Origin of the sequence: Homoserinimonas sp. OAct 916 (genome assembly GCF_003260275.1) — a bacterium.
Classification (GTDB): Bacteria; Actinomycetota; Actinomycetes; order Actinomycetales; family Microbacteriaceae; genus OACT-916.
Map to the genome: position 1 here is coordinate 148732 of NZ_QJHB01000010.1, position 20004 is coordinate 168735.

Sequence of the window (20004 nt, forward strand, 5' to 3'; positions counted from 1 at the left end):
GCATGAACTTTCAGGATCCGACCGCGAACCCCAACCATGCCATCGACCCCGATGTGGTGATGTGGGACCGTGACCCGGAGGAACGCGGCGGCAAACCGTTGCTCGTCATGATGCACGGTCTGGGCAGCCACGAGGGCGACCTGTTCGGTCTGAACCGGTTTCTCCCTGATGACCTCGTGGTCGCCTCCCTGCGGGCGCCGTTGGGCTATGGCGGTGGTTATGCCTGGTTCCAATCGGGCGCGCAGTCCAGCACTGCTGGCACCAATCTGCTGGACGCCTCGGTGCAGGCGGTGCTGGACTGGATCGACGGCCTCGAGGTGACCCCCACCGGAATCGGCCTGATGGGCTTTTCCCAGGGCGGCTGCATGGCGCCGCAACTGATCCGCGAGGCACCCGAACGCTTCGACTACGCGTTGCAATTGAGCGGCTTCGTCGCCGATGCCGACCATCCGGGTGACGCTGCGCTGGCCGCCCGCGAGCCGCGGATGCCCGTGTTCTGGGCCCACGGCGACCAGGATCAGGTGATCGGCGCCGACGCCGTCGAACAAACCGGGCACTGGCTTACCGAGCACACCGCGGTCGAGGCGCACCGGTACCCGATGGCGCACACCGTCAGCCAGCCGGAGCTCGCCGACCTGGTCGACTTCGTCACGGCGCAGCTTCAGCGCTGAGCTCGACTCTTACTCCTGCTCCCCTTCGCTCATACCGAACGCGTCTCTCCCCGGCGCCCGAAAACGAACACCCGGGCGCGGTAGAAACCGCGGGTTGGTCAAGGGACCCGTCATATTGTTGGATTGTAAGACAATCCTTCATCCCCTACAATGGGCAAATGCAAGGGTTATCCAAAATGCCACTTCAGCGTGTGAGTTCTGCCGAGCAGGTACGTGACCACATCACCACATTGATCCTCAACGGAGAGCTCAAGCCCGGAACCGCGCTCCGAGAGACAGCCATCGCAACCAGCCTCGGGGTGTCACGCAACACCGTTCGCGAGGCGGTGCTTCTGCTGGGCCACAGCCGCTTGATCCGCCATGAGATGCATCGCGGCGCCGTCATCGCCGAGCCCACCAAAGATGCCCTCGTCAACCTTTATGACGCACGCCGCGGTCTCGAAGTCGGCGCCGCTTCGGTTGAGGCGAGCGACGACGTCGTTGCAGGACTGAAACAGGCTCTCATCGATCTCGAAGCCGCCGCAGAAAGTGGAAACGACCGGGACATCGTCGCCAAAGACCTGGCGTTCCACGCAGCCACCGTGCGCAATCTCGCCAGTACCCGAATCGACAACTTCTATTCAGGGCTCGCCGTTGAACTCTCCTTCTACCTGGGCAGCCTGGCGGCGTCACGACTCGACTATGCCGAAGATGAATTCTTCCTTGAAGAGCATCGCCGCATCTACCTTGCGATTGCCGCGCGAGACACCGAGACGGCGGTTCGATACGTGCGCGAGCACCTCGACGAAACCATTCGTCGCCTGCAACGCCGCCTGGAGTCCTGAGCGCGGGCTCGAACAGCGCCTGCAGACACGGCCCCCGTCGCGCGGAGTGGTGCAGGTCGGATCAGACGTCGAGGCTGATAACCGTCGGGCCACTGCGGCTCAATGCCACGCGAGCTCGTTCGGCAGCATCCGTCGCGTCAGTCGCCGTCTCTCCGACGGCACCAATCGCTGTCGCGAGGGCGGCGAGATCGGGAACATGCAAATCGACTCCGACCGGAGGTATGCCGCGGGCTGCCTGCTGGTCGCGAATCTCTCGGTAGCCACCGTTGTTGACCACGATCACGACCAGGGCAAGCTGCTGCTCCACGGCGGTGACGAGCTCCTGCACCGAGAACATGAACGCGCCATCGCCGAGCAGGGCGACGACGGCTGCCTCGGGCTTCGCCACCTTCGCGCCGAGCGCCGCCGGAACCGCGTATCCCAGGGTCGCGACGCGCGGCATGTACAGGAATGAGTTCTTGGTGGGCACCGGGAAGAAGTGCACGGTTCCCATGTAGGTGACCTGGGACGAGTCACCCGTGATGATCGAATTCTCGGGGAGCACTTTGCGCAGCTGCGTGTTCAGCTCGAACCATGCCTCGCCGTCGACACGCGCCTCCTCGATCAGGCTCTTCCTGAATTCATCGAGGTCGGCCTGAGCCTTGGTGCCGGGTTTGTCACGAGCGTCCGCGGCGTCGCTGTCGTCTCCCAGTAGTGAGTTGATCTGATCGAGTGCCTCAGCGGCATCCGCGTGAATCGCGACCAGCGCGGGGGCGTTGAGGTGCAACTGGCTCGCGGCGATATCGATGCGAATCACGTTCGTCGCGGTGATCTTTCCCTCCCAGAGATCAGAGTCGCTCAACTCGCTGCCGACAACCACCAGGGCATCACTCTGGTTCAATCGCGCCTGGGCACCCGGCAGACGAATATGGGCACCGAGTGAAAGCGGATGCACTTCCGGCAAGACGCCTTTGCCGTTGCAGGTTGTCATGACCGGGGCCTGTAGTCGTTCGGCGAGTTGACGCAGCTGGCCGTCGGCCCCACGAGAGCCGCCGCCAGCGATGATCATTGGTCGGCTCGCGTGACGCAGGAGTTCTGCCGCCTGCTTCACCGCGGTCTGCTCCGGTTTCGGCGTCGACAGCTCTCCGGCATGCACGACGTCGCCCTCCCATGCCTCCGCGAGCACATCGCAGGGAATCTCGATGAAGACCGGTCTCGGCCGCCCGTTGAGCATGAGTTCAAACGCCCGTGCGATGGATTCAGTCACTTCTTGTGGCGTGCGGGCGCGTACGCTCCACTGGGTCATGCTCGCCATCGCGGCGAGCGTGTCTTTCGTGTCGTGCAGTTCTCCGCCATCCAGATAGTCGGTGCCTGAGGGCAGCCCTGACGAGATGATCAGCACGGGACGCGACTCTGCATACGCGGTGCCCGCCGCGACCATGGCGTTCAGAACCGCGGGGCCACTCGTCGTGATGACCACTCCCGGCTTTCCGGCCACTTGGCTGTATCCGTCGGCAGCGTAACCCGCGCCTTGTTCGTGTCGAGTCGTCACCGGCTTGATTCCGAGGCGCACCAGGTGGCGGTAGATCTCAAGATTGTGAGTGCCGGGAATGCCGAAGATCACGTCAACGTCATGGGCGAGCAGTGTTTCAGCAACGGCAGCGCCGCCGTTTCGGTGCTCAATGTCGGAAGGAGTTGTGGCGAGGACAGCAGCGTCGATTGTCATAATTGTTCCATTGTAGGACAAAACTTGATTCTGTCTACCGGAGATTCGCGCCCAAACACTACTGCACGCCACGCCTCCTATGAGCGGAAAGCAACGATTTGGCGACGCTTCTGATCCTTTCGAAAAATATTTCGGCCGCAACGAGAATTTGTATTATTGTTGGACATCCATGCAATAGTGTATTCAGAACGATCAGGAATTGCACCTGACCGGATATCACTCAAAGAGGAGAATCATGCGTTTCAAGATCACACGCGTCGCGCGGCAAGCAGCTGTTCTCAGTGTGGCAGCGGCCATGACGGCGACTGTACTGGTCGGATGCTCGGCCGGAGACTCGGCGACACCGGCTGCCAGCGACGCTCCTGCAGCCGGCGCATCCGGTTCGACCGACAGCGCGCTTCACGACATGCTGCCGGCCGACATCAAAGCTGCCGGTGTGCTCAAGGTCGGAACCGAAGCCTTCTACCCTCCCTTTGAATACCTCGACACCGACAACATCACGGTGATCGGGCTGGACATGGAACTCTTCAACAAGATCGGCGAAGAGTTGGGCCTCAAGGTTGAAGTGACCAACATGGCCTTCGACGGTTTGCTCCCGGCGCTCGACACCAAGCGCATCGATGTCGTTGCTGCGGCGATGACAGACACCGTGGCCCGCCAGAAGAAGTACGACTTCGTCGACTACTTCCTGACGGGACAGGGCATCGTGGTGCCGGCAGGAAACCCGAAGAACATCACCGGGATCGACAGCCTGTGTGGCTTGAACGTGTCGGCGCTCGAAGGATCCGTGCAGGTCGACATGCTCGAACAGTTCAACACCGACCAGTGCAAGAGCAAGCCGATCGTGGTCACGGCACTTGCCACTGACGCCGACGCCATGCTGCAGGTGCAGAGCGGCCGTGCCGATGCCTCGTTCTCGCAAGACGCCGTCGCGCGGTTCAACGTGGAGGCAAAGGGCGGCAGCGGCAAGTTCGAGGTTGCCAACAAGGAACCGCTGTTGCCGGTGCTGACCGGCCCGATGTTCACCAAGAGCAACTCCGAGCTTCGCGACGCGGTCAAGGCAGCCGTTGAGAAACTGATCGCCGACGGCACCTACGCCGACGTTCTCGCACAGTACAAAGTGGAGTCCGGCGCCGTCAAGGAGCCGACGGTCAACGCGGGCACCCAGTAACAGTCCGGTCGCGGGTCTTCAACCCTGAGAGGGAGCGGTAACACCCATGAGCAACAGCAACGAGCCGATGACCGGACCGGTGACATCCGCAGATCGCCCCGCTCCGATCCAGGCCATCCCGGTTCGGCACTGGGGCCAGATGATCGCGGGCGTCATCGTGATCGCGTTGCTCGCGGCGTTCCTCTACGCAGTCGCGACCAACCAGAACATCGACTGGTCGATCGTCGGAGAAAACCTGTTCAACTCAACCATTCTGAGCGGGTTGTGGATCACCATCTCGTTGACGATTCTGTCGATGATCATCGGGATCGTGCTGGGTATCGGCCTGGCAATCATGCGGCTGTCACCAAACCGGGTGTTGAATTCGGTTGCCGCGGGGTACATCTGGATATTCCGCGGCACACCGCAGCTGGTGCAACTGCTGTTGTGGTTCAACCTGGCGCTGTTCTTCCCTCGGTTGGGCATCGGAGATTTCAGCGTCGACACGAACACCGTGATCACCGCATTCGTGGCTGCGCTGCTGGGCCTCGGGCTCAATGAGGGTGCGTACATGGCCGAGATCGTGCGTGGCGGCATCCTGTCCGTCGATCACGGCCAAAGCGAAGCGTCCATGGCACTGGGTATGCGCCGGCAGAAGACAATGTTCAAAATTGTGCTCCCTCAGGCGATGCGGGTGATCATTCCGCCGATGGGTAATGACCTGATCACCATGTTGAAGATGACCTCGCTCGTGACGGTCATCGCGGCACCAGATCTGCTCAACCGGGCACAGACGATCTCGGTGCGCAACTTCTACATCTTCGAGCTGCTCATCGTGGCGAGCATCTGGTATTTGGTGCTCACCACCATCGCGACGATCATCCAGTCGCGACTCGAGAAGCGTTTTGCGCGTGGTATCGCTGCCCGCCCCTCCACCCGCGCCCGTGTTCTGAAGAATCTCAAACCGGGTCGGGTCGAGTCCATTGCGGCCGTCACAGAACCCAATGCCACGCCCGAGGATCACGGAGTGAAATCATGACAACCCCCATGGTCAAGGCGGAAGACGTTCACAAGTCCTTCGGCCAGGTCGAGGTGCTCAAGGGAATCAACCTTGAAGTTCGGGCCCGCGAGGTGTTCTGCCTGCTCGGGCCGAGTGGTTCCGGAAAATCCACATTCCTGCGCTGCATCAACCACCTGGAACGAGTCGATGCCGGCCGGCTCTCGGTTGACGGTCAGCTCGTCGGTTACAAGGAACGTGCCGGCAAACTTTACGAGCTGAATGAGAACGAGATCGCCGACCAGCGGCAAGACATCGGAATGGTGTTTCAGCGATTCAACCTCTTCGCGCATATGACTGCGCTGCAGAACGTGATGATGGCGCCGATACAGGTTCGCAATGAGCCGAAGAAAGATGTGCGAGAGCGCGCCCTGCAACTGCTCGAGCGGGTGGGCCTCGCGGACCAGTCGCACAAGTACCCGTCGCAGCTTTCCGGTGGCCAACAACAACGAGTCGCAATTGCCCGCGCCCTGGCGATGAAGCCGAAGCTGATGCTGTTCGACGAGCCGACCAGTGCGCTTGATCCGGAGCTGGTCGGGGAGGTGCTCGATGTCATGCGCAACCTCGCCGAAAGCGGAATGACCATGATCGTGGTGACCCACGAAATCGGGTTCGCCCGCGAGGTCGGCGACAGCCTTGTGTTCATGGACGCCGGAGTTGTTGTTGAGCAGGGGACACCGCGCGAGGTGCTGTCGAATCCGCAACATGCGCGCACTCAGGCCTTCCTGTCCAAGGTGCTTTAACTCCTCACCATGCACCGTGCCCCGATGGCACGGCAGCAATGAATTGCATCCATGATGAAAGAGCGAATCCGATGACCAAGCCTCTGGCGATCTATACCGACAACGAAGACATGGACCCGACGCCGGGCATCCTCTTGCTGGAGAGCCACGGCTTCGAAGTGCGCTTCCTGGAGACACTCGACCCCGAGCGCATTGCCGTCGAAGCGCGCGACGCGGAAGCCCTGCTGGTGGGGTATGCGCCAATCCCGCACGATGTGATCGCTGCTTTGCCCAAGCTGCGCATCATCTCCCTCGTGTCCATGGGTTTTGACAATATCGACCTGGCGGCGGCCCAATCACGAGGTATCTGGGTGACGAATCTTCCCGGGGTCGCCAGCGAAGAGGTGGCGACCCACGCACTCGGACTGATCCTCGCCATCACCAGGGATCTGCCGTACTTCGAGCACAGCATCACCGTGGACTGGAATGCGCGCCCCGATGTGACTCCCCCGCGCCTCAGCACACGAACTCTCGGGCTGCTGGGCCTTGGACGTATTGGGGCCAAGCTCGCCGAAGTAGCCCGACCCCTTTTCAAAGACGTGATCGGGTTCGACCCCTTCGTGTCGGAGAACGCCGAAGCCCGAACGCGCGTCGAGGCGTTGGGGGTTCGGATAGCACCCCTCGACGAAGTACTTGCAACAGCTGATGTCGTCTCGCTGCATCTCCCCCTGACCGAGCAGACCCACCAGATCATGAATGCCGAATCGATCGCACGGATGAAGGCAGGAAGCTATCTCGTCAACGTGAGCCGCGGGCAACTCATCGATAGCCCCGCGCTGCTCGCTGCGCTGGACTCCGGCCACCTGACGGCCGCAGGGTTGGACGTCTTGGACATCGAACCCGCGCCGGCGGACCATCCCCTGATCAAGCATCCCCACACGATCGTCACTCCTCACGTGGGTTTTCTTTCCGAATACACGCTGGCGGAATACATTCGAATCCAGGCGCAGAACGTCATCTCCGTTTTTGAAACAGGCGCACCAGAGACCACGGCGGTCGTGGATCCGCGCTCAGTTCGAACGCAACCATAAAGTCATCGCACCAGCAGCGTCACTCACGAAAGTCAGGTTTCCCATGGTCAACGAATTCTCCAATGACGATGTTCCCATCGGCCCGGTCGATGCGAGTGTGGTGCCCCGGTTCGCCGGGATCGCCACCTTTGCCCGGCTGCCGCGGTTGGACCAGGTGCCGCGCGCGGATATCGCGATCGTCGGGGTGCCGTTCGACAGCGGCGTCAGCTACCGGCCCGGAGCCCGATTCGGCCCCTCCCATGTGCGCGAATCCTCGCGGTTGCTGCGCCCCTACAACCCGGTGCAGGACGTCTCCCCGTTCGCCTCGCAACAGGTGGCCGATGCCGGCGACATCGCCGTGAACCCGTTCAACATCCTCGAAGCCGTCGACCAGATCGAAGCCGGCGCCCGGCAACTGTCCGAGGGCGGCACGAAACTGGTCACCATCGGCGGCGACCACACCATCGCCCTGCCGCTGTTACGGGTCGCGCACGCCCAACACGGCCCGGTCGCCGTGGTGCACTTCGACGCCCACCTCGACACCTGGGACACCTACTTCGGGGCACCGATCACGCACGGCACCCCGTTCCGCCGTGCCTCCGAAGAGGGCCTCATCGACATGCAGCACAGCCTGCACGTCGGCATCCGCGGGCCGTTGTACGACCGCGAAGACCTGCGGGATGACAAACGGTTGGGCTTCGCGATCATCGCCAGTCACGAGATCCAGTTGGAGGGCCTGCAGTCGGCCATCACGCGGATGCTCGACCGCCTGGGGGACCGCCCCGTGTACGTGTCGGTCGACATCGACGTGCTCGACCCGGCCCATGCGCCCGGCACCGGCACCCCGGAGGCCGGCGGGATGACCAGCAGGGAACTGCTGGCCATGCTGCGCGAACTGCAGCACGTGAACCTGGTCGGCGCCGACATCGTCGAGGTCGCCCCCGCCTACGACCACGCCCAGATCACCGGCATCGCCGCCGCACACGTGACCTACGAGATCATCTCATCGATGGCGCCCCGCGAACGCTGACAGGAGACTGCAGGCACACGCTCGAGCCCGTACATACGCCACGCGAACGCGCGCGAGACAATGAGGACATGACAATGCGCCAAAAGCTCTACGACGCCGTCCTCAAAGGGATGAACCTGGGCCACCGCGCTCTGCTCTGGCTCTCCCGCGGTCGAGTCGGCTGGGCCATCGGCCCCATGCCCGCAGTCGAGTTGCACACGATCGGGCGGGTCTCGGGCAGCCGTCGATCAACCATGCTGACGGCCCCCGTGCATAGCGACGGGCGCTGGGTTCTGGTTGCGTCGAAGGGAGGCGACGATCGCGATCCCGACTGGTACCGCAACCTGCTGGCGAACCCGGAGGCCGAGCTGACAGTGCGCGGGCGCACGTTGCCCGTGCACACCCGCACCGCGAGCCCCGAGGAGAAGGCCGAGTTGTGGCCGAAGATCGTGGCGGTGAACCCCGGCTACGCCGGTTACCAGCGCAAGACGACGCGCGACATCCCAGTGGTCATCTGTGAGGCGCTGCCCTGAGAGCCCCGCGCCCACTCTCCGCTGAGGGGCCAAGATCGGCATCTCCCAGCAGCTCCCCGCGCGTAGCTGGCGCCGATTGTGACCCCTCGCCGAGTTTGCCGAAGTGACAACTCGCGCGGCAGCGCTGCGCACGACCGACCGGGATGTGATGCAGCTGCGTGCCGGGCGCGGCCGTCCGGTTCGTAGTGTGGGTATGTGTCAGAACCACGTTGTGTGAGTGACGACGGCTCTGAGAAGCGCCGGGGCCTGTTGGAGAGAGCCATTCGCGAGCGCCCCGCTGCAGCCTGGGTTCGCGCGTCGCCGAATGCGCATTGGAGCGTGGTCGCCACCGTGTGTGCGGGTGCGTTCATGGGTCAACTCGACGCCGGTATCGTCTCGTTGGCTCTGCCACCGATTCAGGCAGACTTCGGCGCCGCGGCCAGTGATGTCCAGCGGGTCGCGCTGTGTTACCTGCTCACCCTCGTCGCGCTGGTCGCCCCGTCGGCCGGGTCTCGGATTGACAGGGCCGGGCGTGATCGCCGGGTGGAACCTGCTGCCGCGCAGCCGGGCGCTGGCGCCGCGCACTCCACGGGATAGAGCAGGGTTCGCGTCATTCCTGCCGACCATCCTGCTCGGGATGCACTTCCGCAGACGGAAGAGTACTTTGGCGCCCTTCACCTCTTTGGCGCCCTTCACCTCGTGTCCTCAGTTTGCCGCGGCAAGTAACACTGGCAAGGCCAGCTGCCAGGCGATCCTCTCCTGCTCGAGGCGCACGTTTCCCTCGGTACGGATGCGCTCCAGCGTCTGTTGCTCGCCGTCGGTCAACCTCGGGTAGGTGCCGGTTGCCGCTTTCTTCTCCGGCACCCAGAGGTCGCGGTGGGCCAACAACGTGCTCTCATCCATCAGGATGCTCGTGACGTTCTCACATCCCGAGCGCAGCTGATGCAGAATCGCGAACCCGTCGGAGTCAAGGTCGCCCCAATACAGGATGCGGCCGTGCTTGATCCACGGGATCTGCGCAAGCTGGCCCACCCCATAGCCGCCACCGTGCACGACGACGGCGCCCGAAACAGCCGGCATTGAGAACATGGTCTCCAGGTTCTCGAAGATGAAGATGATCTTCGGTGCGACTGTCATCGCCGCCAATTCTTTCACGGGCGCTATCACGTCGCAAAGCCCACCCGGCTGAAGCAGCGGGTCGAGAAAACGCACCCGCACCAGATTTGGTGCATCCAGCAGGCCGAGTGATTCACGCCCGCTGATCGCCGCATGCAGCCCCTCGACGAGGGCGCGGTGCTGCTCCAGCCACTTGGTATCGATGCCGCGGATGGGCAGTTGCCTCACCCGCCATCCGGAGTATGGATTATCCCGCAGCCAGGCGACCACGCCAACCAGAGTGTCGAAATCCGATTCCGGCATCAATTGCAGAACGCGCGCGTGCCGGCGCACCGCGGCAGCCAACGCTTCCGACGGCGCGGCCGCCGGCGCTCTGTTCCCGGTTTCGACTCCGGCGTGTCCTGTCCAACTTTCGGAACCCGCTCCCGTTTGCCCGGTCTCCGCACTCGCGAACTCCCGTCCGAGCCGTACGGCCCGCTCACGCAAGGTGCCCCAATGCCGAGATGCCGTCGCCCCGGCAAACGCCGCAATGTTATCGGCGCCGCGCACAACGCAGCGTTCCGGAACCGATTGCGCCCCCACGCTCGGCCACTGACGGACACCCCAGGTCACGTCGCACGTCGAGTCACCGGCAGCCTCCCGCCATTCCCGCACCCAAGCGATCACGCCGGACAGGTCAGCGAGCACCGCTCGCTCAGTCGGCGGACGCAACACGATCTCCAGAACGGGCTCGGGCAGGGCACCCAATGGCACGCCCGAGTGCGCAGCCACCATCTGCGCCGCCCAGTCACGCTGATCTCGCTCCAATCGCTTTCGAGCCCGATCACGCGCCTGGTTGACCGTGACCATCACGCCCGCGGCCATCAGCCGTCTCCGCGGCCCGGGTCGCCATCGGCGGCACCTTCACCAACGTCGGCACCGCGCCTGGGCCCTTTCGCTTCCCGGTCATCGCCAGTGTCGCCGTCACGCTCGCTGCCCTCGTCACCGTCGTCGTTATCCCCGGCACGGAACATGAGCGTGGCAGCGCCCGATGCCTTGCGGCTCGGGTTCGTGATCGAGGTGACCGCCCCGACATACGGTTCGATCGTCTGCAACAGTTTTTCGGGCGTGGCCAAGATCATGTGAAACCCGAACTCGACGAACACGTCCATCGCCATCCGGGTGTAGCGGCTGTCGGCCTTGTCGAACGCCTCGTCGAGGATGATCGTCGCGTACGACGGCAGGTCGTCTTCATCGGCGGCCAGCTGGTAGCGCAAGGCCGCGGCCAGACAGAAGATCACCAGTTTTTGCCGCTGCCCACCGGAAAGCCCGCTGCTGGAGTCGTGCACATTGACCACCCGCCCGGCTAGATCCACCTCTTTCGCCATGAACGTGACGTGCTCGCGGGTGTCGAGGCAGCGCCGCCGCCACGCCTGATCGGCGTTGTCGCTGGAGGCCAGGCGCTGCATGATCTGTTTCAGCACCGCGAATCGCTGTTCGGCGGCGACCAAATCTTCGTCGTTCCACGCCCCGTCGACCACGGTCTTCAGGTCGGCCATGAACTGCACCACCTCGGGTGCCCGCTTGGTCTTCACATCGATGCGCAGGTACCGTTCCACATCGAACCGTGACCGGCCCAGTGACGCGTTCACCGGTTCGATGCGGTCCTCGACCAGCTTGGGCGCATCACGGATATCGGACGCCAGGTGCCCTATCAGATCCCTGGACTTCTCGCGCAACAACTTCAAAAAATTGCCCTCGTGCTCGGGCAGCCCGCGGGCCACGATGCCCTCCAGCATCACCCGATAACCGGCCCGGTCATCGATGTTGGAGGTCAGATCCGCGGATGCCGCCGGCCACCTGGTTGCGAACGCCACCGCGCCTGAGACGAACACAGATTGAGCGTTGCCGGCCCGCGCCTGGGCCGCACCGAACTCGCGATGGAGGGTCTCGGCCACCTTGCGGCTGACCTCACCGGCGTTTACGCGGTTGATCTTACGCTGGACCGTCCGATACCGCTTCTCGAGTGCCTCCGTATCGGCTTCGCTCAACGACCCGTCAACTACCCGGCCGTCCAGTTCAGCGATCAGTTCAGCCAGCTCGGCCAACCCGACGACACAGTCACGCAGGTCGCCGGACTTCTCGAATGCGGCGGCATCGGCCGCTTTACTGCGCACCCTCGCCTCGTTCTCAGCCTCAATCGCCTCCTGCAGTTTCACGTTGCCGGTGGTCATCGCGGTCAATTGGGCGGTGCGCACCCGCACGAGTTCGTCGGCAGCCTCCCGATCCAATTCGGCCCAGTCCAGGGTCAGTGTGCGTTCCAGTACGGCGTGACGGCGGGTCTGCGCATCGCGCTCATTCTGTGCTTGCTTGAGTCGGGCATCCGCCGCGGCGTGCCGCTTCTCAGCATCGCGGCGCCGTTCCAACAGCAGGTCAACCTTTGCCTCGTTGTCGGCGCCGAGGATCCACCGGCTGCGGTCGTCGATGCGGTGTCGGTCGTTCTTCTCGTAGCGGCGAGCCGATTTCTTGATCTGCCCGCCGATTGTCACGCCGCGGTCGACGCCGTCGAACTCGTCGGGGTGATCCACGCAGGCGTAGTCGAATTCCGCCGCCGCGCGGGCACTCAGCCAGGCGGCGAAGGGGCCATCCGTGAACCGGACGCGGTGCAGCAGCGACCGCTCGGTGCGGACCGGCCGCGGTGTGTCTGCCACCGCGGGCACCGCCTCGAACACCAGGCGCGCGCCCAGGTTTCGACTCTCCACCCGGCGGCGAACCTCTGGCAGGTATTCGTCGCGCACCAACAGCGCACTGGCCAGCGGGAACAGCACCCGTTCGATCGCGCCGGTCCACTCAGAGAACTCCGGCAGCACCTCCATCAACTCGCCGGCGAACGGCAGTGCCGCCTCGCTCACCCCGATCTCATCAGCCAGCTGCTTGCGGGCCAGCAGCAGGGCCGACGGCAGGTTGCTCTTGCGGGTGCGCAGCTCGGTGAGCTCTCGGTCGATCGCCGCCAACTCGTTGCGGGCGTCGAAATACAGCCGATTGTCGTCGTTGTCGTGCCCCGCCGGCGGCCCCGACGCCGCGATCATCGTACGGGCCGACTCCTGGAATTCGACAAACTCCGCGCGGGTCTCCGGAACGGCGGCGACATTCACACTGGCCAACTCCTCGGCGAACCTGCTCCACCGCGCGGCCGTCTGTCCCGCATCTCGCTTGGCGTCGTTCAGCCGCCCCCGCAGTTGCGCCGCATCGGAACCACCCAGTTGCAGCGCCCGCCTACTGGCGGCGGCCAGGTCTTCGGCGGCGGCATCCTTGGCGGCCTCCGCCTTGCGGGATTCTTCTTCGGCCCGCGCGTGCCGCGCGCGCAACCCGGCCCGGTCGTCTTCGGCCAATCGGCGCATCAAATGGTTCTGGAACGGGTCGATCAGCCCGGCGAGCCGGTCAGCCTCCGCCGCATCCGTCGAGGCGGATTCGTAGGCGACGATCGCTAGGTCGATCTCCCGCAGCTCGTCGGCCTGCCTGCGCAGGTCGACGACGTGCTGGTGGGCCTGGTTGAGCTCGCCGAACTGTTCGACTGCGGTGGTCGCGCGGGCAAACGTCGGCGGAACATCGAGCATGAACGAGCGGAACAGCTGGTCGAGAGTGCCGAGGTTCTTAGCCGACTGTGTCTTGTGCAACAGTTGCAGCGCGTTTTCGTTCTTGATGCCGAGCACCCGGCGAAGCCTCGTGTAGAACGAGCCGTGGGATCCGCTGGTGGTCACGACCGCATCCGGCCACGCCGCCTTGATGCGCCGGGTTTCGATGCCCGCGGTCATGTGCTCCCGAAAGTCCATGAGCTGGGCATCACCGCGGTCGAGAAAGCAGACATCTTTCAGGTCGGCGCGGTCGGTGCTGGAACCGCGCAGGTGGAACAGGCGCGCCAAGGTGACCGGCGCATCCCGTTCGTTCTCGAACCGCAGCAGGATGCCGGTCCACGTCGCACGCGTGCGCAAATGAGTCGAGACGGCGCGGTCGAGAAGCTCGTCGGCCTCCTTGCTCCAGGCGCCACGAACGTAGCTGACCAGGCTGCGGTCGTCGTTGCGGTTGGTCGACTCCTGCGCTGCGGCGTTGAAACGCAACCAGCGGTCGGGGGTGAGCACCGAGGCGATCGCGTCGAGCAGCGAGGACTTCCCCGAACCGGATGCCCCCGTGAACAGGTGACCCTGCCGTGCCACGTCGATGCGGTGCAGGCCGTCGAAGGTTCCCCAGTTCAGCAGCTCGACCCGGGCGAGCCGCCACTGCCCGACATGAATGAGCCGGTTCGCCGCGGGGACCTCTGGGTCGGCGACCTGGTCGAATCCCGGCATCTCAAGCAGAGTCATCTACTCATCCCCTCCGTGTCGTCGTCGCTGTGGCCGCCGTCACCAATCTCGGTGACCTCGCCATCGTCAGCGGTGTCACCACTGTCCGCGACATCGATGCCGGCGGCGTCTGACCCATCTGGCCCATCTGGCCCATCTGGCCCATCTGGCCCATTCCGGGCGTCCCGCCCATCTGGGCCACCAAACGCACCACCCGCCCCATCAATGTCGCCCGCAGCTATGCGCGCATATTCGGCGCTGATGGCCTGAATCTGGTCGGCATCGACGATCAGCCGCAGCACCGGAGAGATCTCGACTCGGTCGTCGGCACCCGCCGGGTGGATGACGCGCAGCTTATTCTTCATGTTCTGCCAGGAGGAATTGAGTCGCCTCCCGAAATCGCTCTCGTCACGATCGGATGTCCGATACACGTAGAGCTGCTCGAAAACCTCCTCCTGTCCGACGATCACCCGCCCATCCCCCTCGCCGGCCAGCAGCATCTGGCGCAGCACGAGCAACATGGCGGTGTCGAGAAAGCTGAGGGCGGCCGAGCGCACCGTTTTCGGCGTCTTCAGCTCGGTGGTGCTGACGTTGCGCACAAAAGCGAATTCGCCGACGCGGTCGACCACCAAATCGAGGAATAACTCGTTGAGGCGCGACCGGATGGTCTTCTCATCAGCCAGCAGTGCCGACCAGATTGCCGGCGACTTCGTGCCCGACAGATACGGCCCCTTGATCAGCTCCAGCACGGCCCGGCGGGACTGCTCACCCAGCACGCCGGTGTCCCCCGACCACAAGGCGGTGTTTGGGGCGTCCCACTCGGTCGGATCGCCGTGGTCTGGTCGTTCGGTATCGGTCACAGTACTCTCCCGGTGAAACAGAAAATCGGCACCTCGGCGGCCCGCCAGAGATCATCCGCCCCGACCCAACGCACCGTTTCGGTGCCGGCGACGGTGCTTCCCTGGTTGGCGGCGAGGGTGAGAAGGCCCACCACACTGGCAACGCCCTGGCTGGCCGGATACCGCTGCAGCACCTCGGCGACCGTGCAGCGGTCCACCGTGGTCAGCGCATCGTTGACGTTGTCGATCAGCTCGGCGAAGTCGATCTCTGTCTCCCGGGCCAACCGACGCAGGGCCTCCAGGTCGGCGACGCCACCCAGGTGCTCGGTGATGGGCGCGCTCGCGTCGAGCTCGGCCGGGTCGTGCAGCGTGATGGCCCCAACACTCGACAGTGCCACCGCCGAAAGATCGAGGCGCAGGCGGGTGGGCTGGTACGGCTTGATGCATGCCGAGGCGGCGACACCGGCTCCCAACGAGTCGCGCAGGAGCCCGCGCAGCACGCGGTCGCGTTGGTAGTCCTGCGATTGCACGTATCGCCGCAGCCCGCGGGCGAACGAGGTGATCACGTCGTGTATCTCCCCACTGTGATCCTTCAACGTGGTGACGAACCGGCGCAGATACCGGCGCTGCGCCGCGCTGAGTTCCCGGGTGAAGTCGCGGCTGAGCACCTTGCCGATGTGGTCGTCGAACGCCTCCCCCACGGCGGGGTCGAGGACGAGGGCGGAGAAGCCAGCGAAACTGCGGCCTTCGTCGGAGGATCCGATCAGGTCGACGCCGCGGAACACCTCGTCGAGCACGGCGCGCTGGGTGTCGTCGGATTCGACGATGCGGGCCCTGAGGTCGCGGTTCAATGACTCGAACCCGGCTCGCACCCGCGCAAACTCGGAGGGGATCTCCTCAGCTTGGGCGAGGATGTCCCGCACCCGCTCCAGCGCCCGATCGGGGTCAAGCGTGTCGAGGTCACCGGCGTGGATTCGCTCGATCTGGGCGTCGATGCGGTCGCGTTGGGCGTGCAGCTGTTCCAGGCGCCGGGTGGCATCCGGATCGGTCTCGACCGCCAGCTGGCCCAGTTGGGCGCCGATGCTGGCCAACCGGGACTCGGTGACGGTCTGGCGGGGTGCGGCGAGTTGCTCGAGCACACGGATCGCGCTGAGGGCGGCGGGGCTGAGTTCGTAGGTCTCCCCGCGCGCTTCCTCGGCGGGGCGCCGGGTGAGAAACCCCTGCTTGCGCCATTCAGCGCAATACCCCTGGGCCCTCTGCGGCAGGTCGAACCCGTGCGCCCGCAGTGCATCGAGGTCGTGGTCGATCAGTTCGTAAAGCTCGTCGGCGGGCAGTCGGCGACTTTCACCGCCCAGGTGCTCGCTGAGCACGGCAGCGATGACAGGGGCGTTGTCGGAGCGCAGGAGCCGCCAGGTGGCGTCCGAATCGACCAGTTGCCGCAGCGCGTGCGTCTGTGCCAGCGTCGACACGCATTCCCTCTCCATTAGGTTTCTTTGCTTACTTGCCTACTTTGCCTTGCCAGCCTTGCCAGCCGACCTTACCAGCGGACCTTGCCTCTACGAGGACAACCTCATCGTGAGCCTCGCCAGAGACCCACTGGTCGATGCGATGATCATCGTCAGTTCCGACAGCGATCTTCTCGATTTGGGGCCGGCCTGGAACGGCCGGCTGATCATGCGCCCCGCTGACTTTGTCCGGCGAGCAATCACTTAGGCGGCCCATCCCGCCCATCGGCGGTCGCGCGCTGATATCACGCATTTTCTGAGGGGTCAAGATCGGCGGCTGACCCGCGCGCTGGGACGCTGGGAGGCGCCGAGCTTGACCCCTCACCGCGCGGGCGGTGGCGCCGGGCAGATGATGTGGGTGGGTGGCGCAGGGTGGGTGTCTTGGCGCTGGTAGCGCAGGCAGAGAACGGCAGGCGGCGCAGCTCAAATGGCGCAGCGCAGTGCGGGGGCAGGTGGCGCAGCGCGCTACGCGCCCCTGGACAGGGGCGGGATGACCTCGCGCTGCAGCTCGCGCATCCAGCGCTGCCCGGTTGCACGGTATTCGGCACGCGTGGCGACGCGGTAGTGCCAGGTGCGCACCCGCACCCAGCGCGGTGGGGCGCCGTCGAACGGGTCGAGGCGCAGCAGCCGCAGCGTCGGGCGGTCGGCTTCGAGCAGCTTTTCCAGCAACGCGTAGAACCAGCGTTCGTGTACCGAGCCCAGCGGCAGAAACCACATCAGCCAGTCCAGCCGCAGGTGGTAGGGCGCGAACTGGCGGGGAATGCGGCGCACATCGCCCGGCTTCCCCTTGAACTCGTACTCGCGCCACGTTGCCCCGTCGTGCGGCACGGCATCAAGAGTCCCCTCCACCACCACTTCGATGCGCCGCTTCGTCACACTCCCGAACGCGCCGTACGCGTTCACGAGTTGCCAGCGGTTGAAGCTCGCGTTCATCAACTGGTGGCGGGAGAACAGGTTTCGCAGCGGCCACCAGCTGAGCACCACCAGCAACACGGTCACCGCGAGCACGATCACCAACCACCACACCGGGGTCGCGGATGCCGCACCGGATGCAGTGCCGGATATCTCCCCAGCACCAACCGGCACGAACGGCAGCACCGCGTGCACCGCCTGGTCGCTCACCATGGCGAAGGCAAGCACGATGGTGATCCAGTTCAGCCAGGCAAAATTGCCGGTGACCACTAGCCACAGCTGGGTGAGGATGACGATCGCCGCCGCGATGCTCGCGACCGGTTGCGGGGCGAACAGGAAGAACGGCACCACCAGTTGGGCGAAGTGGTTGCCGAGCACCTCCAGCCGGTGGAAAGGCTTCGGCAGCAGGTGCGCCTGCCGGCTGAGCGGCCCGGGCATCGGCTGGGTCTCGTGGTGGTAGTAGAGCGCGGTCAAATCGCGCCACGAGCGGTCGCCGCGCAGTTTGATCAGCCCCGCCCCGAACTCGAGCCGGAACACCAGCCACGCGGCCAGCAGCAGGATGGTTGTGGGTGGCGGCACGGCATCCGAGCCGAGAAACGCGACCAGGAAGCCGGCTTCGAGCAGCAGCATCTCCCAGCCGAACCCGTAGAAGGTCTGGCCCACGTTGACGATCGACATGTAGAGCAGCCACAGGGCGAGGAACACCAGCATCGGCAGCCAGGGCGGACCGAGTTGCGGGAGCCCGAGAACGACGGATGCGGCGAGCGCGATCCCTACGCTGCACACGGCCACGAGCATCCGGTCGCTGTAGTGCCAGCGGAACAGGGTCGGCCCGCGTAGGTACTGCGGATACGTGAGAATGCGCGTCACCGGCAGCAGACCGTGTTCGCCGAGCAGCGGCCGAAACTGGTTGAGGCTGGAGAGGAACGCGATCAGGAAGATCGCGGCAATACCGCGTTGCAGCACTTGTCGGGCGATGATGAACTCGGTCGCGTCGAACCACTCCACGGCATCACCGGCCCAATCGCAGTCGAATGCCGAAGTGGTCGCGCAGCGCGAGCCGCACGGCGAACCAGCCGTTCATGCCGTGCACCGCCGGCCCGGGAGGGGTCGCCGATGAGCAGAGGTAAACCCCGCGGATCGGTGTACGCCACGGCGTGGTCGAAACGACGGGCCGCTTGACAAGCTGGGTGAGGGTCATCGCCCCCGAGTAGATGTCGCCGCCGATGTAGTTCGGGTTGAGCTCCTCCTCGGCACGCGCGCTCGTCGCGTGGCTGGCCAGCACCACAGCACGAAAGCCGGGCGCGAACCGTTCGACCTGCGCTGTGACCAGTTCGGTGGCGTCGAGGGTGGAATCGGCGGGCACGTGCGTGTACGCCCAGAGCACCTGTTTGCCCTCGGGCGCGCGGGTGGAGTCGACCACGCTCGGCTGGGTGACCAGCACGTACGGGTTGTCTGGCACCCGGCCCCGCGCGACTGTGTTCTCGGCGTGCCGGATCTCACCGGCGGTGCCGCCGAGGTGCACGGTCGGGGCGAGGGAGATTTCGGCGTTGGCCCACGGCACGGGCCCGTCGAGCGCGAAGTCGACCTTCGCGACTCCACTGCCGTACCGGTAACGGCGCAGAGCCCGCGCGTAGCGGCCCGGCAGCTCAGCGGTGAACAGCAGTTCGGGCGCGGTGTCGAGCAGCACCACTTTCGACGGCTGCACCTCAGCCAGGCTCTCGACGTGGCGCCCGGTTTGCACCCGGCCACCGTGGGCCACGAAGTCGCCGAGCAGGGCATTCGCGATCGCCTGCGATCCACCGACCGGCACGGGCCAGCCGCCGGCGTGGCCGTGCGCGGCGAGCAGCAGGGCGGCTCCCGCGGTCGCGAGCGACGGATGCCGCCCCGCAGCATGCGCGGCAATACCCGCGAACAGGGCCGGAGCAGCAGTGCCGCGAAAACGAATATCGGCGAGAGGCGTGCCCTGCTCCAGCGCGCGCAGGCCGTAGCGGAGGGCGGCGAGCGGGTCGCGCGGAATCCGCAGAAGTTGGTGTCCGGTGAAGTCGACGACACCCTCGATGTGATCGACAAGCGGTTCGACCAGGTGCCGCCAGGCCGGCCCGTCGTGCCCGAGCGCGTCGGCGGTGCGGTCGAGGTCGCGCCAGGCGATCGCCGCGGCTCCGCCGTCGAGCGGATGCGCGTACGAGGCATCCGGAATCATCCACTCGATGCGCTCAGCCAGCTTGAAGTCACGAAAGAACGGTGAGGCGAGGGCGGTGGGGTGCACCGCCGAGCAGACGTCATGCAGGAACCCGGGAAGCGTGAGCTCCGCGGTGCGGGTGCCGCCCCCAATAGTGTCGGCGCGCTCGATGAGCAGCACGTCGAGGCCCGCGCGGGCCGCGACGACAGCGGCGGCGAGCCCATTAGGCCCGCTGCCGACCACGGTGACGTCAGTCATGCTCCCAGTCTGGCGCACGCGACGCCGTGCTGACAGCTTCCGGCAAGCCCATCACCTTCGTCGACAAGCACGTGAGTGTGCGCATTCGGCCCTTCCCGACGCCCCGAGAGGGCCGAATTCGAGCTCTCACGGTTTTAGGCAGACCAAAACACG

17 protein-coding genes are annotated in these 20004 nt (G+C 65.1%); 10 read left to right on the forward strand and 7 right to left on the reverse strand.

Annotated elements, in window-relative coordinates; all coding sequences use genetic code 11:
- Positions 1–2 precede the first annotated feature (2 nt).
- On the forward strand, positions 3–671 hold the full coding sequence (locus tag DL891_RS13065) for an alpha/beta hydrolase (RefSeq protein WP_232819165.1): 669 nt from the start codon (positions 3–5) through the stop codon (positions 669–671).
- A gap of 176 nt (positions 672–847) precedes the next feature.
- A complete protein-coding gene (locus tag DL891_RS13070; protein ID WP_198668893.1) occupies positions 848–1495 on the forward strand; it encodes a GntR family transcriptional regulator in 648 nt (215 codons plus the stop codon).
- A gap of 61 nt (positions 1496–1556) precedes the next feature.
- On the opposite strand, the gene DL891_RS13075 is transcribed toward DL891_RS13070, so the two are convergent.
- Positions 1557–3200 carry a thiamine pyrophosphate-binding protein gene (locus DL891_RS13075; RefSeq protein ID WP_111720867.1) on the reverse strand — a complete coding sequence of 548 codons (1644 nt, stop codon included), beginning with the start codon at positions 3198–3200 and terminating at the stop codon, positions 1557–1559.
- A gap of 235 nt (positions 3201–3435) precedes the next feature.
- Between DL891_RS13075 and DL891_RS13080 the strand changes: the two genes are divergently transcribed.
- From DL891_RS13080 to DL891_RS13110, 7 genes are all read left to right on the forward strand, one after another.
- On the forward strand, positions 3436–4371 hold the full coding sequence (locus DL891_RS13080; RefSeq protein ID WP_111720868.1) for an ABC transporter substrate-binding protein: 936 nt from the start codon (positions 3436–3438) through the stop codon (positions 4369–4371).
- 46 nt (positions 4372–4417) lie between these two features.
- Positions 4418–5389, forward strand: coding sequence for an amino acid ABC transporter permease (locus DL891_RS13085; RefSeq protein ID WP_198668894.1), 972 nt, complete (start codon positions 4418–4420; stop codon positions 5387–5389).
- On the forward strand, positions 5386–6150 hold the full coding sequence (locus DL891_RS13090; protein WP_111720869.1) for an amino acid ABC transporter ATP-binding protein: 765 nt from the start codon (positions 5386–5388) through the stop codon (positions 6148–6150). The genes DL891_RS13085 and DL891_RS13090 overlap by 4 nt, the downstream gene beginning before the upstream one ends.
- A gap of 71 nt (positions 6151–6221) precedes the next feature.
- On the forward strand, positions 6222–7220 hold the full coding sequence (locus DL891_RS13095; protein ID WP_111720870.1) for a C-terminal binding protein: 999 nt from the start codon (positions 6222–6224) through the stop codon (positions 7218–7220).
- 43 nt (positions 7221–7263) lie between these two features.
- Complete coding sequence (gene speB / locus DL891_RS13100; protein ID WP_111720871.1) at positions 7264–8229, forward strand: agmatinase; 966 nt, start codon at positions 7264–7266, stop codon at positions 8227–8229.
- A 68-nt stretch (positions 8230–8297) separates the two neighbouring features.
- Entirely contained in the window at positions 8298–8741 is a 444-nt protein-coding gene (locus tag DL891_RS13105; RefSeq protein WP_111720872.1) for a nitroreductase/quinone reductase family protein, read from the forward strand.
- Positions 8742–8936: 195 nt separating this feature from the next.
- The gene (locus DL891_RS13110; RefSeq protein WP_157962502.1) at positions 8937–9317 is read left to right on the forward strand and encodes a hypothetical protein; all 381 of its coding nucleotides are present in this window, start codon (positions 8937–8939) and stop codon (positions 9315–9317) included.
- A gap of 108 nt (positions 9318–9425) precedes the next feature.
- Here the strand turns inward: DL891_RS13110 and DL891_RS13115 are convergent, their stop codons facing one another.
- From DL891_RS13115 to DL891_RS13130, 4 genes are read right to left on the reverse strand one after another with little or no spacing between them, the layout of a single operon-like run.
- Positions 9426–10700 (reverse strand): Wadjet anti-phage system protein JetD domain-containing protein, encoded by a 1275-nt coding sequence (locus tag DL891_RS13115; RefSeq protein WP_111720874.1) that lies wholly within the window; start codon positions 10698–10700, stop codon positions 9426–9428.
- Positions 10700–14176 carry an ATP-binding protein gene (locus DL891_RS13120; protein ID WP_111720875.1) on the reverse strand — a complete coding sequence of 1159 codons (3477 nt, stop codon included), beginning with the start codon at positions 14174–14176 and terminating at the stop codon, positions 10700–10702. Before DL891_RS13120 ends, DL891_RS13115 begins: the two co-directional genes overlap by 1 nt.
- Complete coding sequence (locus tag DL891_RS13125) at positions 14173–15015, reverse strand: DUF4194 domain-containing protein (RefSeq protein WP_198668895.1); 843 nt, start codon at positions 15013–15015, stop codon at positions 14173–14175. Before DL891_RS13125 ends, DL891_RS13120 begins: the two co-directional genes overlap by 4 nt.
- Positions 15012–16463 (reverse strand): DUF3375 domain-containing protein, encoded by a 1452-nt coding sequence (locus DL891_RS13130; protein WP_232819166.1) that lies wholly within the window; start codon positions 16461–16463, stop codon positions 15012–15014. The genes DL891_RS13125 and DL891_RS13130 overlap by 4 nt, the downstream gene beginning before the upstream one ends.
- Positions 16464–16569: 106 nt before the next feature.
- On the opposite strand from DL891_RS13130, the gene DL891_RS17140 reads away from it, so the two are divergent.
- Positions 16570–16707 carry a hypothetical protein gene (locus DL891_RS17140; RefSeq protein ID WP_157962503.1) on the forward strand — a complete coding sequence of 46 codons (138 nt, stop codon included), beginning with the start codon at positions 16570–16572 and terminating at the stop codon, positions 16705–16707.
- Between the two features lie 257 nt (positions 16708–16964).
- Here the strand turns inward: DL891_RS17140 and DL891_RS13135 are convergent, their stop codons facing one another.
- Both DL891_RS13135 and DL891_RS13140 read right to left on the reverse strand, forming a co-directional pair.
- Complete coding sequence (locus DL891_RS13135; RefSeq protein ID WP_111720877.1) at positions 16965–18419, reverse strand: lipase maturation factor family protein; 1455 nt, start codon at positions 18417–18419, stop codon at positions 16965–16967.
- Positions 18420–18423: 4 nt separating this feature from the next.
- Entirely contained in the window at positions 18424–19851 is a 1428-nt protein-coding gene (locus DL891_RS13140) for an NAD(P)/FAD-dependent oxidoreductase (RefSeq protein WP_111720878.1), read from the reverse strand.
- Positions 19852–20004 lie beyond the last annotated feature (153 nt).

What these genes read in the sequence shown, in the direction of transcription:
- DL891_RS13065 (WP_232819165.1), top strand. Translation starts at nt 3, where the DNA reads ATGAACTTTCAGGATCCGACCGCGAACCCCAACCATGCCATCGACCCC.
- DL891_RS13070 (WP_198668893.1), top strand. Translation starts at nt 848, where the DNA reads ATGCCACTTCAGCGTGTGAGTTCTGCCGAGCAGGTACGTGACCACATC.
- DL891_RS13075 (WP_111720867.1), bottom strand. Translation starts at nt 3,200, where the DNA reads ATGACAATCGACGCTGCTGTCCTCGCCACAACTCCTTCCGACATTGAG.
- DL891_RS13080 (WP_111720868.1), top strand. Translation starts at nt 3,436, where the DNA reads ATGCGTTTCAAGATCACACGCGTCGCGCGGCAAGCAGCTGTTCTCAGT.
- DL891_RS13085 (WP_198668894.1), top strand. Translation starts at nt 4,418, where the DNA reads ATGAGCAACAGCAACGAGCCGATGACCGGACCGGTGACATCCGCAGAT.
- DL891_RS13090 (WP_111720869.1), top strand. Translation starts at nt 5,386, where the DNA reads ATGACAACCCCCATGGTCAAGGCGGAAGACGTTCACAAGTCCTTCGGC.
- DL891_RS13095 (WP_111720870.1), top strand. Translation starts at nt 6,222, where the DNA reads ATGACCAAGCCTCTGGCGATCTATACCGACAACGAAGACATGGACCCG.
- speB (WP_111720871.1), top strand. Translation starts at nt 7,264, where the DNA reads ATGGTCAACGAATTCTCCAATGACGATGTTCCCATCGGCCCGGTCGAT.
- DL891_RS13105 (WP_111720872.1), top strand. Translation starts at nt 8,298, where the DNA reads ATGACAATGCGCCAAAAGCTCTACGACGCCGTCCTCAAAGGGATGAAC.
- DL891_RS13115 (WP_111720874.1), bottom strand. Translation starts at nt 10,700, where the DNA reads ATGGCCGCGGGCGTGATGGTCACGGTCAACCAGGCGCGTGATCGGGCT.
- DL891_RS13120 (WP_111720875.1), bottom strand. Translation starts at nt 14,176, where the DNA reads ATGACTCTGCTTGAGATGCCGGGATTCGACCAGGTCGCCGACCCAGAG.
- DL891_RS13140 (WP_111720878.1), bottom strand. Translation starts at nt 19,851, where the DNA reads ATGACTGACGTCACCGTGGTCGGCAGCGGGCCTAATGGGCTCGCCGCC.